At 31.8% G+C, this 12867-nt stretch carries 17 protein-coding genes; 16 read left to right on the top strand and 1 reads right to left on the bottom strand.

Annotated features, from left to right (window positions below; genetic code table 11):
* Positions 1–4 precede the first annotated feature (4 nt).
* Complete coding sequence (locus ACFSC2_RS15570; RefSeq protein WP_379814457.1) at positions 5–865, top strand: hypothetical protein; 861 nt, start codon at positions 5–7, stop codon at positions 863–865.
* Positions 866–871: 6 nt separating this feature from the next.
* Positions 872–1087 (top strand): hypothetical protein, encoded by a 216-nt coding sequence (locus ACFSC2_RS15565; RefSeq protein WP_379814458.1) that lies wholly within the window; start codon positions 872–874, stop codon positions 1085–1087.
* 68 nt (positions 1088–1155) lie between these two features.
* Here the strand turns inward: ACFSC2_RS15565 and ACFSC2_RS15560 are convergent, their stop codons facing one another.
* Entirely contained in the window at positions 1156–1959 is an 804-nt protein-coding gene (locus tag ACFSC2_RS15560) for an XRE family transcriptional regulator (RefSeq protein WP_379814459.1), read from the bottom strand.
* A 284-nt stretch (positions 1960–2243) separates the two neighbouring features.
* On the opposite strand from ACFSC2_RS15560, the gene ACFSC2_RS15555 reads away from it, so the two are divergent.
* The 14 genes from ACFSC2_RS15555 (at position 2244) to ACFSC2_RS15490 (ending at position 12861) form a co-directional block, all read left to right on the top strand.
* The gene (locus tag ACFSC2_RS15555) at positions 2244–2807 is read left to right on the top strand and encodes a hypothetical protein (protein WP_379814460.1); all 564 of its coding nucleotides are present in this window, start codon (positions 2244–2246) and stop codon (positions 2805–2807) included.
* 70 nt (positions 2808–2877) lie between these two features.
* Positions 2878–3057 (top strand): hypothetical protein, encoded by a 180-nt coding sequence (locus ACFSC2_RS15550; RefSeq protein WP_379814461.1) that lies wholly within the window; start codon positions 2878–2880, stop codon positions 3055–3057.
* 293 nt (positions 3058–3350) lie between these two features.
* Positions 3351–4517 carry a DUF2586 domain-containing protein gene (locus ACFSC2_RS15545; protein WP_379814462.1) on the top strand — a complete coding sequence of 389 codons (1167 nt, stop codon included), beginning with the start codon at positions 3351–3353 and terminating at the stop codon, positions 4515–4517.
* 123 nt (positions 4518–4640) lie between these two features.
* A complete protein-coding gene (locus tag ACFSC2_RS15540) occupies positions 4641–5066 on the top strand; it encodes a hypothetical protein (RefSeq protein WP_008461938.1) in 426 nt (141 codons plus the stop codon).
* 248 nt (positions 5067–5314) lie between these two features.
* Positions 5315–5659 carry a hypothetical protein gene (locus ACFSC2_RS15535; RefSeq protein WP_379814463.1) on the top strand — a complete coding sequence of 115 codons (345 nt, stop codon included), beginning with the start codon at positions 5315–5317 and terminating at the stop codon, positions 5657–5659.
* A 37-nt stretch (positions 5660–5696) separates the two neighbouring features.
* Positions 5697–7850 carry a zincin-like metallopeptidase toxin domain-containing protein gene (locus ACFSC2_RS15530; protein ID WP_379814464.1) on the top strand — a complete coding sequence of 718 codons (2154 nt, stop codon included), beginning with the start codon at positions 5697–5699 and terminating at the stop codon, positions 7848–7850.
* Positions 7851–7852: 2 nt separating this feature from the next.
* A complete protein-coding gene (locus ACFSC2_RS15525) occupies positions 7853–8161 on the top strand; it encodes a hypothetical protein (RefSeq protein ID WP_379814465.1) in 309 nt (102 codons plus the stop codon).
* Between the two features lie 37 nt (positions 8162–8198).
* Positions 8199–8816, top strand: a complete 618-nt coding sequence (locus ACFSC2_RS15520) for a hypothetical protein (RefSeq protein WP_379814466.1) — start codon at positions 8199–8201, stop codon at positions 8814–8816.
* A 711-nt stretch (positions 8817–9527) separates the two neighbouring features.
* Entirely contained in the window at positions 9528–10010 is a 483-nt protein-coding gene (locus tag ACFSC2_RS15515) for a M15 family metallopeptidase (protein ID WP_379814467.1), read from the top strand.
* A gap of 2 nt (positions 10011–10012) precedes the next feature.
* Entirely contained in the window at positions 10013–10483 is a 471-nt protein-coding gene (locus tag ACFSC2_RS15510; RefSeq protein WP_379814468.1) for a hypothetical protein, read from the top strand.
* Between the two features lie 4 nt (positions 10484–10487).
* On the top strand, positions 10488–10820 hold the full coding sequence (locus tag ACFSC2_RS15505; RefSeq protein WP_379814469.1) for a hypothetical protein: 333 nt from the start codon (positions 10488–10490) through the stop codon (positions 10818–10820).
* Positions 10821–11042: 222 nt separating this feature from the next.
* The gene (locus ACFSC2_RS15500; protein ID WP_379814470.1) at positions 11043–11330 is read left to right on the top strand and encodes a hypothetical protein; all 288 of its coding nucleotides are present in this window, start codon (positions 11043–11045) and stop codon (positions 11328–11330) included.
* Positions 11317–11619 carry a hypothetical protein gene (locus ACFSC2_RS15495; RefSeq protein WP_379814471.1) on the top strand — a complete coding sequence of 101 codons (303 nt, stop codon included), beginning with the start codon at positions 11317–11319 and terminating at the stop codon, positions 11617–11619. The genes ACFSC2_RS15500 and ACFSC2_RS15495 overlap by 14 nt, the downstream gene beginning before the upstream one ends.
* Positions 11620–11796: 177 nt before the next feature.
* Positions 11797–12861: a hypothetical protein gene (locus tag ACFSC2_RS15490; protein WP_379814472.1), complete on the top strand. Its 1065-nt coding sequence runs from the start codon at positions 11797–11799 to the stop codon at positions 12859–12861.
* Positions 12862–12867: the final 6 nt, after the last annotated feature.

The following is a 12867-nucleotide window of genomic DNA, read 5'->3' as shown; positions in this document are numbered from 1 at the left end:
GGAAATGGGAAATATTACAGATTTAATAAAAAATGTTGCGAGCAATAATCAGAATATTGAAACATTTGCGGCAAAAGTGATTGAAATAAATAATGAGATAGAATCGTCTCATAATACAAAAGATGCTTATACAGTAAACATTATGAGAGCTGATGGCGCCATTATAAAAAATGTGCGCCTAAAAGCCTCTATCCAAAATTTGGAAGAAGGAATTATTACCATTCCTAAAAAAGACAGCTGGGTTTTGGCTTCGATTATCGATGGTGTTGAAACCAGAGCGTTTATTTCACAGTTTTCAGAAATCGAACGCACCTTTATCCGTTTTAAAAACGATAATAATCAATATTTAGAAATAAACACAGATGTTGATAAATTTCAAATGCTTTTCAAAGAAAAAGAAGATGGCGAAAACGACTCGACCTCAACCGTACCTTCTAATTACAAAAACATTGCTCAATTAGAATTTTATGGAAGAAAACCCAATTTGACCGCTTCTTTTTATGATCAAGAGGGTAAAGAAATTTGCAGGAGTAATTTCAATAGTTACGGAAATTCTATGAGTATAAATGAGGGAAAAGTTTATTTTAGATTACAAGATAAAGAAGCAAGAATAACTATTAAAGATGGCTTTGAAGCTTTAATTACTGATACTAAAACTTCATTTGTAAAAGATCAATTAAATTTTGAAATGGATGATAAATTTAAAATTAGCGCTGGAGGAAAGAATCTGTTGACCGAGTTAAATAACTTGATTGAAGAAATAGGAAAAATTACGGTTACCACACCAATGGGACCTTCAGGCGTACCTATCAATTTAACTGAAATTACAAAAATCAAAACTACATTAGGAGAATTGCTAAAATAAAATATTATGGCATTAAATAAAGTAAAATTAATACAAGACATCAAAAGTCTTTTGACAGAAGAAAAATCGAATGAAAAGCAAGGAACATCTATTGATAATATTTCATTAAAATTAGCTGACGCAATTGATGCGTTCGTAAAATCAGGTACTGTAACAACCACAGTAACTACAACCGGATCGGCATCAGCGCAGACTGGAACTGGAACAGGGGGGGTTTCTTAACCTCCCAAATAATTACAAAAAATACCTCTTGAAAACAAGAGGTATTTTTTTTTGTGTATAAGTAAAAACTAATTCAGTTTCTTTTTCAAACTCTCTTCCAATTCATAATATTTACTTTCAAGAGCGTGAAGTTTTTCATAGATATTAACTGGATCGGGCATTTGTCGCGAAGCATACATACTGGCATACCAAACTTCAAGAATATCTTCGGCATAAATAGAATACATTGGGTAATTTCCGTCTCGGTTATCCGATTTCAGGATTAATTTACCGCTTTCTCGAATTCTATTTAAAACCCTCTTTACTACCACTCCATCATTTTTACTGACAATTACATAAATTCTTCCATCTAGGATATCATCAAAATTATCAACATATTTTCCGAAAAGGTAATCTCCGTCGTGAATGGTTGTTGACATTGAATTTCCTTTAATTTCAAAACATCTATAAGTTCCGTTTTTAAGCATCGGCATACTAAACGTCGGAAGACTTTCCATATACTCCGGATCTCCATATCCTTCCAAATATCCAGCACGGGCTTTTACTCCAACGAAATTAATGTTTTCATCACCCTCTTCGTTTACCGTTATAATTTTAGGAATATGCAGACTTACGGCATTACTACTGGTTTTATTTGCAAAAATATCATCGCTATTACCAAAAAAATATTCCGGGTTTACATTGCAGTGTGTAATAATACTCTGGAGCAGATCGAAACCTGGTTTGGTTCTTTTTCTTTCACCATCTGCCTGAAGCCTTCCGATAGTAATACTATCTATAGTGGTGCTTGTTACTCCGATTAATTTTGCAAATGAGTTATTATTTAACTTCATTTCATCTATAATACGTTTTATTTTATCATGTATTTCCATGCTGCAACTCTGGTTTGTTTCGTTATGTAATATGTTTCGGTTAAAGCTTAACTTCAAGTATATGTTGCAAAGCTATAGAATATATGGCAAATAATCACATTTTCTTTAAAATATTTCACAACTAATTGATTTTCAATAATAAATATTTCTTAAAAATCTGAATTATCGTACCATTTCATATTCAAATAGTTAAATCATATTACTGAAATAACTGCAAATTTATACGTAATATGTTTGTAAAAACAAAACATATGTTTTATATTTGCTTAAAAATAATCCAACATATGATTTTAAAAGAATTTTATACCGAGAAAAAAAATGCTGTTGAAGCTGTCCTTTCTTCCAGCACAACGACAGTCAATCTTTACAGTGATGCTGTCTTTAAAACACCAATTTCAGAACCAACAGTATTGTTTAAATACGATGCTGTGAATTGGGAAACCTCTTCTGAAAAAAATTACAAAGCAGATGTATCTTTCTGTTTTTATATTGTAATGCCAATTGCTTCTACAAGTTATGAAGATGTTTTTGAAATAGCTCACAGCATTGATAAAGCCATTTTGTCTCCTGTAAGCAATGAGCTGATTGACACCAATTCTACTTTTAAAGTAAAAGAAAAACAGTATTGCAATGAGAATGATTATTGGAGCAAAAACGATTATTTCATTTGGGAAGTAACTTATAAAACTACTTTGATCGAGAATACTTTAAAAAAGAAATATATTCTCTTCAATAATGGTTTAAGCAACGAAGAATTAGAAAAATTAGGATACAATCTGACTTCTGGAATAATCGGTATCAATACTAATCAAATTGAAGGAGATTTAGATTTAAGCACCACTACTTAATCTATCTTTAAAAAACAGCAATCCAAAAATCCACAAACAAAAAAATACATTCATCATTAACCCCAAGAAAATGAAAAGAAGCAGAACATTATTAGACAAAAGAAGAGATTTTGTAATGAACTATCTTAACACCAATCAAGCCAAACAGATGAAAGTTTTGGTTGCAGAACTTTCTGATTCTTTGTTCCTTACAGAGCGAACTATTTATACCATAATTAACGAAGGACTTTCTACAGACGCCAGAGCTTAATACACTGAAACTACTGATCTTACCCGACAAAAAACTTGAAAAACACAACTTTCATTCTTAAATTTGCTCTCACAAACATCAAACAATTTTACCATACGGCCTAAGGTAAAACCAACCCAAGAATCATAATAAACTGATTCAAAAAGTAATCTAGATTTCTGGATTAATTTAAACATCATCATCAAAATACCCTCTATATATTGACAAGTCCCAATACTTGTTACAAGCCCCCTTTTGCCCTTTTTCAAGCAAAACCAAAAACAAATTTTTAAACATTTAAAACAATTTATATTATGAGTACATTAAACGATGTAGTAATTAACAAATTATCAGGCGGATTAGGAAGAAGAAGTCCAGAGCAGGACATGATTTCAGGATTGCTTTTTAACTCTTTTGAAGGAGTTGAATTTGATAAAGTAGAGCGTCTTGCATCATTAGAAGATGCTGAAGCCTTTGGAATTACAAAAACAATAGATAATTACACTGGACAGTCTGTTTACTACCAAATTCAACAATTCTTTAGAATTAATCCTTCTGGTGACTTATATGTTATGGCTACAACAGGCGATTCTTACGAAAGTATTGTTGAAAAAGCAATGGACATGCAGGAAAAAGCGAATGGAAACATTCGTCAATTGGCAATTATTTATTCAGGTCCAACAACATTTGAGCAAACTGAAGCTGCTATCGAAAAAGCAAAAACACAAACTGAAAAAGCTTATGCTGAATATATGCCGTTTGAAATCATTTTAGAAGGAAAAGGATTTGATGCTACATCTGAAGCAAAATCAGTTTACTTAGATTCTTTTGATGCCGAAAATGTGTCTGTAGTTGTTGCCATGGATCTTGAAAAAGCAGAAAAATATCCAAACAGCGCCGCTGTTGGTCTAGCATTAGGAGCTTTGTCAAAAGCGAAAGTATCCGAAAACATTGCTTGGATCGAAAAGTTTAATCTTACAGGCGAAGGTTTTTCTAAACCTGGATTTGTGGGTGGACAAGAAATTAAATCTCTTGGAACTTTGAGAACCATAAATGACAAAAGATACATTTTTACTCAGACTCACACAGGTTTAGCCGGAATTTATTTCAATGACAGCCATACTTGTACAGCTGGAACAGAAGATTTCGCTTACATCGAAAATAATCGAACAATTAACAAAGCTACTCGTTTATTACGCGCTGCTTTATTACCAAAATTGGCTTCTCCAGTTTTAGTAGATATTGATGGTAAATTACCACAATCGGTATCAAAAAGTTTTGAAGGTCTATGTAGATCAGCTCTAGAAGGAATGGTTGCTAATCAAGAAGTTTCTGCTTTTGATGTTTATGTTGATCCTAAACAAAACATTTTGGCAACTTCTGAATTAAAAGTAAAAGCTGAAATTACTCCAGTTGGAACTGCTCGAAAAATTAAAGTTGATTTAGGATTCAAAAATCCGTTCGGAATCGAACAAGCATAATTATTCTTCATTCTTGCCAATAAAAAAATCTCAGGCGACATCATCACGATTCATTTGCAACAAACAAATCGTGATGATAGTCCTGAAACGTCATCATAATTATTAAAAATAAAAAATCATCATATGAATAAATTACCATTAATTAACGGACAACAACACAGCTGGTCATCTATCGAAGTAAGCATTGCAGGTAACATTGTTACTGGAATTACAGCCGTAAATTACAGCGATTCTGTTTCTAAAGAAAACCATTATGGAGCCGGCGATATGCCAGTTCACAGAGGAAGAGGCAAATACGAAGCAAAAGCTTCGATTACTTTATACAATTATGAGGTTGAAGCTATTTTAGCCGCTTTACCAAAAGGACAAAGATTACAAGATATTAATCCGTTCAGCATCATTGTAAGTTACTTAGACGACAGCAATGAAGTGATTACACATACAGTAAGAAACTGCGAATTCAACTCAAACAGCAGAGGAATCAGTCAAGGAGATACTAAAATTGCCGTTTCTTTTGACTTAATCTGTTCTCACATCGAGTGGAACTAATCTTTACAAACACTCCTTAATTACAATTCCTGCCAGAAAAACCGACTCAAAAGAGAAAACCAATCTTACAGCGTTATGCAGAAAAGAAGTTCAAAAGCAACATGATTTCTGTCAGCTAACTTATTTCTAAAGCTCTTAATGAGTCCGTTTTTGGGCAGATAATTATCTACTTCACAGGCTGCTTGAGCATTTTTCATTCTGAAATGCAGCTCAAGCAGCCTTTTTTCAATAAAAACTAAGCTTTAAAAATGGAAAAAACGGAATTAAAAAATGCCGATGTCCTAGACGGAAATATCACACAGGCACAACTAAGTCAATGGAAATATAAACATAAAAAAGTAGTAAAACTTACTATTCAAGATGATGACGAAACTACTCTTTTTGCTTATTTCAAAAAACCCGACATGAGTATTCGTGCCGCAGTTTTACAAGCCTCTAAAATGGATGAATTTAAAGCCTTAGAAGTACTGTTTAAAAACTGCTATCTGGGCGGCGATGGCAAAATCGAACAAGAAGACGATTTACGCCTTAATATCACCACAGCATTTTCAGATCACATCCAGCCCAAACCTGTAAAAGTCGAAATTATATAACAAATTCTTGTTTATCCTCCTGCAAAACCTTACCATCATGATTAGAAACCATAATATACTACTTAAAGATACCAGCGAAGCCGAAATGACTCGCTTTAGACAAATTATGCTTGGCATTTGGCGTCAGCAGATTGAGGATGATAAGAATGCGAAAGTAATTGAAAATTCTTTCGCGGACTATCAATTAAACAGCAATACCAATTTAATATCAATAAGAAGAGTTGCTCAAAGTATTAAAAAACATTTAGGTCAAATCCACAAACCGATGGCTTTTAATAATTTAATAGGAGAAGAACCGTACCCTTTCAGTATTCCAATGAATGCTGAAAATTTAATATATGATGATAGTCAAGGAAATAAAAAAAGTGGTGTAATCCTACTTAAATGGCTTTCTTTTAAAGGAATAAATTTAAAACCAGAAACGTTTAAAGCTTCTATTGAAATTGGTGACGAACATACTGATTTCACTTTAACCATTTTTCAAGATGACTTAGAAAAAATAGCTTTTAAGTTGACAATGCATGATTTTGATCTTTTTATGGCTCTTTTTGTTGAATTAGGAATTCGATATACAGACATTGGAAACCATGCTCTTATTGCCCTTTATCGCAAAAAAATAAAAGAAGCCAATGACAATCCTGATAAATTAGATGTCATTTATCAATCTTATCCAAAAATTCTTTTTGGCAAAGGAGATGACGCAGAACGATACAAACATTTAGATCTTATTTTAAAAAGCATGTATCGACTTGGCGGTTCAGCAGGTACAAATGAAGATAAAGCCATTTTACAAATTCTATATGCCATGAATGACAGACGTACTTTATACACTATCCTTGGTGATAGTGACAGTGGTTTATTATTTGAGATTTATAAAAAACTCCAAGGAGAAGAAGTACAAGATTTACTTCGTTTTCTAACTCGTCTGGTGGAAGAATTTGACAACTCAAAACCAACACCGACAGTCTATTTTGACAACAGTTATTACTTATTTAGAGATACTCACGTTAAAACTGAATGGATCGATGGAAATATTTCACTGAGTAATTATAAGGATGAAACCAAAATGATTTTGACTAAAGAGCATAAAAACCCAACGGAAATATATGCTCCAGAATATTACATTAAAAATAAATCATTTAATCCACTTGCAAAATTAAATTTTGGCACAAAACTAGGAGATTTGGGCGAGCAGGTTGGTGACGAAAATACTTTTGTAATTGCTTTAAAACTGCACAATATGGCAACAAAGCAATCCAACTGGGATTTATTTAATATTGCTACAGATTTATTGAGTTTATTATCTGCTTACGGAGCTCTGCGTTTAGTACTTGCCAAAGGTGCACCAATAGCAGTTCGAGCTTTAGCTGGACTAACTTTAGCAAAAGATGCGGCTCATTATACTATGTTAAGTGAGGGTACTTTAGAAAAATTGCATGCTAATGGTTACAGCTGGCTGGCACAACTTTGGGTAGCTTTCAGCGTTACCGTAGATCTCGCTTCCTTTGGATTACCTAATTTATCTAAAATTGCCAGAGAAGGAAATGTTGCTGCAGAACTTGCGGAAACCGTTGAAGAGGCTAGAGAGATCAGAAGGATTACCAATGAGGCGAACAGAATTATAGAAACAGAAACTGGCAGAGACGTTACTAAAATGACTAAAGAGGAATATGAAGACTTTTTTGATCATTTATCTAGTAAATGGGAAGGCAAACCAGTAAGTGGAATAACTAAAACTTCTAGAGGTGCAAAAAAATTATCAAAAAAAGAAATTAAAGCATATATTAAAAAAATAAATGTAATTTCGAATGGAAAATCAGAATTAATTATTCTTCCTAGAGGCCATGAACTATTTGTGAGAAACAACGCAGCGGCTTCATTTAATGCAGCAGACGGTAATATTTATGTCCAAAAAGGGGTTACTGATTATGAACTATTCCATGAGTTCAAACATTTCGAAGAATATAAAAAAATAGGAAAAGAGGAATACATGAAAGGTATGAAAGTTTTTAATGGAGACCCTACAGCGGTTTTGATTAGGAAATATAAAAGAGAAAAATATGTATTTGATGAAATTATGAAAAACAAAACTCGATTTAATGAAAAAGAAATAGAACATGCGAATTGGTATATAAACACAATAATTAAAGAGTGTAGTTTAAGCGGAATTGATGTCACTAAAATAAAATAACTATGAATCCAAAACAACAAGTAGTTGAGTCCTTAAAAAAATGGATAGCAAAGAATAATTTTTCATATGACAAAGATCTTGGTTTGCGGTGTAGAGATAAAGAATTAGAGAAATTAAGAAATGGAAAAGAAAAAGAGGTATATGTAGTATCTTTTAATACTGAAGACCAAATAGAATACAATAAAAAAGGTGAAATTGTTTCACTATTTGAAGGTATGTTTTGCTTTGCTTATTTTGATGCAGAAACTTTAGAGTTGCTTTATATAATGAAAAATGCAGGATATATAGAAGTTGATGGCTCGAATTCATAAAGCCAACTAATCTCTAGTCAGATTCTACAGAAACTATATGAACAATTTACCAAAATTAGACTTTTTATATTTTAATTTAGAATTCACAGATGAAAACTATTTTAACAGAAAAGAACTTTATTACGCTCAAACTGATTGGGACGAAAGACATTTTGAAGATTATGTTGAAACTTGTTCTTTTGAGGAACTTATTTATTTGATGGTCTATATATATAAGGACAAATATCCAAGAGATAAATTTTACCGTACAATTTCTTTAGATTCAAACGATGAAAACATATTATCTTATATCAATGAAAAAGGAAGACTTATAAATGAAAATAAATATGTTTATTATAATTTTTTTAGAAAAGAAGTAATTGGCATGACTACTCAATTTCATATTGAACAATTTATGTCAGATGAGGAAATTATTGAAAATTATTGGAACAGTGAGTATTATATTCAGAACTTATCATTAGAATTTGATAGAGAAATTCCTCTAGCAATAGTAGACAAAGCCTTTGAAGGAAAAGAATATACCAAAACCCAAAAAGAAAATCTATTAATCTATGAGATAAAAGATTCTCCTATTGCTTCTTTAGAAATTACTAGAAACAGTATTAAATTAAATACCAACGAAGATAAGGTGATAATTTATATGCCTCTCTATTGATTTAAAACAACTGAAAAAAGCAAGATTTTTTAATCGATGAAAACATTTACAAAAATCCTTTTTTTTATTGGAGTTTTTCTTTTTCTATTCAGCTATATTATTGATCCTTATAAAGTCAATGAAGGAAGTTTAATTGTAATTGATGCAGATACCGTCGCATTTTTAAAAATGTTATACATAACCACTAGCCTGCTTTTTGGGTATTCATTTTACACATTTCAAAAAATTTTCAAGGCTAAAACTTATATGATTTTTTCTCTTATTTTACTTGTGATCAATTTGGCTTTTTTATGTAAAATTTTTTTCTATTTTGATTCATTTTTGGAATAAAATAACAACGTCAAAAACTCATAAACCCGTTTTTCAATTGAGAAAAACGGGTTATTTTTTGCTCATATTTGAAATTTCAAACAACAAAATACAATCTCAACACCCAATCCCTACTTACTGAAACTACTGATTTACAAAGAAATATTGTTTTCAAAAAAGCCCTTTTTGAAGTATTTTTACAGTCTCAATAAAACATAAGTCTTATTCTAAATGCGGTTTTAAAAAAGCACTTTTCAAGAATTTATTTTCCGATTAAATCGAGCTGGAAATAAATTTCACAAACACATTTTTCTTATCGTCAAATTTGGATTTTTTGATTGTTCTAAACAATCAAAAAAGGATTTTTATGCTTCAAACTGTAAATTATTAATATACACAAATATGGATCAAACAACAAAAAAACAGATCGATTTACTTCATCCTTCTGTCAGGGAAGAAGTCACTAAAATTATCGAAGAATGTGATCTTGCACTTACCGGAAGAGCCAAAGTCCGCATTACGCAAGGACTGAGAACTTTTCAACAACAAGAAGATCTTTATGCTTTTGGAAGAACAAAACCTGGGAAAAAAGTAACGAATGCAAAAGGCGGACAATCTATTCATAATTATGGTTTTGCAGTAGATATCTGCTTAATCATTGATGGAAAAACCGCTTCATGGGACACTGTAAAAGACTGGGATAACGACCAGATTTCGGATTGGCAGGAATGTGTGAATATTTTTAAAAAACACAACTGGAACTGGGGCGGCGATTGGAAAACATTTAAAGATCTTCCACATTTTGACAAAAAAGGATATGACGATTGGAAAGTACTCAGTAAACTAAAACGCGACAAAAAAAACTATGTAATCTTATACAAATAATCATGAAAAAAATACACTTTAAACTTGCTTCGTTTTTAATCTTAATTTCTCTAGCGCTTGGATCTTGCAATTCTACAAGAACAGCGTTATTCGATCAATACTCCTATCAAAAAACAACAGAAATTAAAGTCGAAACAATACAGCTTATGAATCAAGCCAATACACCTTACACTTCTCAAAAAGAAAAGATTCAATCTCTTTTGTTAAGTATTGAAAAACTGACTGAATACGAAAAAAATAAACCTAATAACGAAATCACTTTTGCCATGTGGCAGGTTTTGAGTGATAAGGAGAAAAATCTTCTGGCAGGTTTTTTCAAAGTTTGGGAAACTAAAGGAATTGTTTCTCCTGTTTTTCAAGAAGAAGCCAAAAAACAAATTTCGGATGCTTTGGATTTACTTATACAATATGAAATTAAAAAAGACAAAGAATCGAAAGAACTGCTTTTGGATTTAATTAACCTCAACTCTTAGATATATGAACAACGATCAAGTATTAGAAGAATTAAAAAATAGGCTGAAAAATGTAATAACCAAAAGCTACGCCGATTTTAAACCTGAATTAGAGAAAGATTTAAACGCTTTTCTGGAAAAATCTCGAGAAAAACTGGAACGCTGGATTTTGCTTTTTTCTTCAGGAAGTTTAACTGAAGAAGAGTTAGAATGGCTTTTAAAAAGTCAGCTAGATTTGGTGGCATTACAAACTTTGCAGACAACCGGAATTTCAAAAATTAAATTGAATTCGCTTAAAAACAATATCATTTCAACAATTTTCAAATTTATTTTGGAATTGATTATTCCAGGAGCTTAAAATTTGGATTTTATTTCAAATAAAACAAAAACAACCAACTGATTATCAACACCAAAAACCACTTTACAACTTACTGAAACTACTGATCTAGAACACTCAAATTCTTGGTAAAAGCTTAGGCTTGACGTATTTTTACAGTATGAAATAAAGCAGTAATTCTTTAAACACGGCGCGCAGGTTTGAAGAAAAAATCACCCAAAATTTTATAACAAAAACAGATATATGACAGATTTTATCATAGAAGAAGACCTTTTAATCGAAGGAGACGATTTCGCCATTAAAGAAGCTGATCAGCAAAATATTGAACATTTGCTGTTAAGTCAAAAAGGAAGCTATAAAGAGTTTCCGATTCTTGGTGTCGGAATCAAAAAATATATCAACAGCCCAGACGCCACATCAAGGCTGAGGCTTGAAAACGAAATAGACAAACAATTATCGTATGACAATTTTCATGTAAAAACACTAGATGTCAACGATTTACAAAACATTAAAATCGATGGAAACTATTAAACCGCAAGAAAATCAAAACATTTTTGATATTTCACTGCAAGAATACGGAAGTATTGAAAAAGTATTTGATCTCTTAGAAGACAACGATCAGTTTGACCTGACAGAAAATCTTTCTGTTTACAATGATCTAAAAATTGGCCGAGAAGCCTTTAAAAAGGATATTGTGGAATATTACAATTCTAGAAACCACAAACCGGCAACTGCTCTTACAGAAGAAGAAGAGTTTTTACTGGATAACTTCTCTGGAATTGATTACATGATTATCGAGGACGATTTTATCATTTACTAGAAAAATCACCAGATACAGCATTTTCTCAATAAAATATTCTGGTAAAAATCTTCAAGCCTTTTTTAGAAATCGCTAAAAACAAACTACGTTCCTGTAGTAATCACTAAAACACATAATCTTTAACTATAAGCATATTACACATGTCTTACAGGATAAACTATATCAAAAACTAAAAATATGGCACGCACAATTGCTGAAATCCAACAGGAAATTCTGGCGGAAAAGGGAAAGCAAAGTTCCCTGAACAAATTATCAAATGAATCGAAAACGGGTATTTGGAAGCTTTGGGTCAACATTATGGCTACTGCAATCTGGGTCCATGAAAAAATTGTAGAAAAAAATGCTTTAATCTCAAGACCACACACTTTAAACTGGTATCGTGAGCAGGCTTTAAATTTTCATTATGGGTCTCCTTTGACTGGAGATTCGACAAAGGAAGTTTCGTTGATCTGGAAAGATGGTTCATATCAATTTGACATCAAAGAAGGACTAAGCGAAGAGGATCTTGCAGCTTACAAGATTATAAAACACTGCGCAGTTAGCGAAATCGATTTGGAAACTATATTGAACCCAAATAAATTACCAGAAGAAATTTTTTCTGATTTTTTCCATAATAAAGTCGGAGTTGTTTTTATAAAAGTAGCAACCGAAAATAACGGCAAAATTTCTAGAATTGATGTTCCCAACCAGCTTTTTGCTTTTAAGGAATACATTGCGAAAATTAAAGATGCAGGAAATCAGGTTTACATTACATCTGATGACGGAGATATCTTGAACTTAAAACTAAATGTCTATGTAGATCCATTAACAATTTTTATTGATCCACAAGATATTGAATATTATCAATTAAAAAGCTTAAACAGAAAATTAACTGATGAGGAAATTGCGAAAATAAACAGCCACGGACCTATTTCAAAATCAAACGGTGCGTTAATATTAAATGACAAGGTTTTTCCAGTAGATGATGCTATAAGAGAGCATCTAAGAAACATTGAATTTAATGGTGCTTTTGTTAAGACGTTTTTAGTTGATGCGATTCAAAAAGCTGAGGGTATTAAAATTCCCGTTTTGAGTAAAATTGAGACTTCGGGTGCTAAAAATTCAAATGACGATGCAGCACCTTCATTAACTGATGTTACTCAAATAGAATATTTTATTCCTAGAGCGGGATATTTTGATTTGGATGCGCTTCAGATCGAGGTAAACTACATTCCTTATACATTTTACAGAGATAAACAATAGTCAAAT

The organism is Flavobacterium artemisiae (assembly GCF_042678225.1).
Classification (GTDB): Bacteria; Bacteroidota; Bacteroidia; order Flavobacteriales; family Flavobacteriaceae; genus Flavobacterium; species Flavobacterium artemisiae.
This window is presented reverse-complemented; position numbering and strand designations above follow the sequence as displayed.

Bases quoted from the DNA above. Each gene is read 5' to 3' on its own strand.
- ACFSC2_RS15570 (WP_379814457.1), top strand. From the start codon at position 5: ATGGGAAATATTACAGATTTAATAAAAAATGTTGCGAGCAATAATCAG.
- ACFSC2_RS15565 (WP_379814458.1), top strand. From the start codon at position 872: ATGGCATTAAATAAAGTAAAATTAATACAAGACATCAAAAGTCTTTTG.
- ACFSC2_RS15560 (WP_379814459.1), bottom strand. From the start codon at position 1,959: ATGGAAATACATGATAAAATAAAACGTATTATAGATGAAATGAAGTTA.
- ACFSC2_RS15555 (WP_379814460.1), top strand. From the start codon at position 2,244: ATGATTTTAAAAGAATTTTATACCGAGAAAAAAAATGCTGTTGAAGCT.
- ACFSC2_RS15550 (WP_379814461.1), top strand. From the start codon at position 2,878: ATGAAAAGAAGCAGAACATTATTAGACAAAAGAAGAGATTTTGTAATG.
- ACFSC2_RS15545 (WP_379814462.1), top strand. From the start codon at position 3,351: ATGAGTACATTAAACGATGTAGTAATTAACAAATTATCAGGCGGATTA.
- ACFSC2_RS15540 (WP_008461938.1), top strand. From the start codon at position 4,641: ATGAATAAATTACCATTAATTAACGGACAACAACACAGCTGGTCATCT.
- ACFSC2_RS15535 (WP_379814463.1), top strand. From the start codon at position 5,315: ATGGAAAAAACGGAATTAAAAAATGCCGATGTCCTAGACGGAAATATC.
- ACFSC2_RS15530 (WP_379814464.1), top strand. From the start codon at position 5,697: ATGATTAGAAACCATAATATACTACTTAAAGATACCAGCGAAGCCGAA.
- ACFSC2_RS15525 (WP_379814465.1), top strand. From the start codon at position 7,853: ATGAATCCAAAACAACAAGTAGTTGAGTCCTTAAAAAAATGGATAGCA.
- ACFSC2_RS15520 (WP_379814466.1), top strand. From the start codon at position 8,199: ATGAACAATTTACCAAAATTAGACTTTTTATATTTTAATTTAGAATTC.
- ACFSC2_RS15515 (WP_379814467.1), top strand. From the start codon at position 9,528: ATGGATCAAACAACAAAAAAACAGATCGATTTACTTCATCCTTCTGTC.
- ACFSC2_RS15510 (WP_379814468.1), top strand. From the start codon at position 10,013: ATGAAAAAAATACACTTTAAACTTGCTTCGTTTTTAATCTTAATTTCT.
- ACFSC2_RS15505 (WP_379814469.1), top strand. From the start codon at position 10,488: ATGAACAACGATCAAGTATTAGAAGAATTAAAAAATAGGCTGAAAAAT.
- ACFSC2_RS15500 (WP_379814470.1), top strand. From the start codon at position 11,043: ATGACAGATTTTATCATAGAAGAAGACCTTTTAATCGAAGGAGACGAT.
- ACFSC2_RS15495 (WP_379814471.1), top strand. From the start codon at position 11,317: ATGGAAACTATTAAACCGCAAGAAAATCAAAACATTTTTGATATTTCA.
- ACFSC2_RS15490 (WP_379814472.1), top strand. From the start codon at position 11,797: ATGGCACGCACAATTGCTGAAATCCAACAGGAAATTCTGGCGGAAAAG.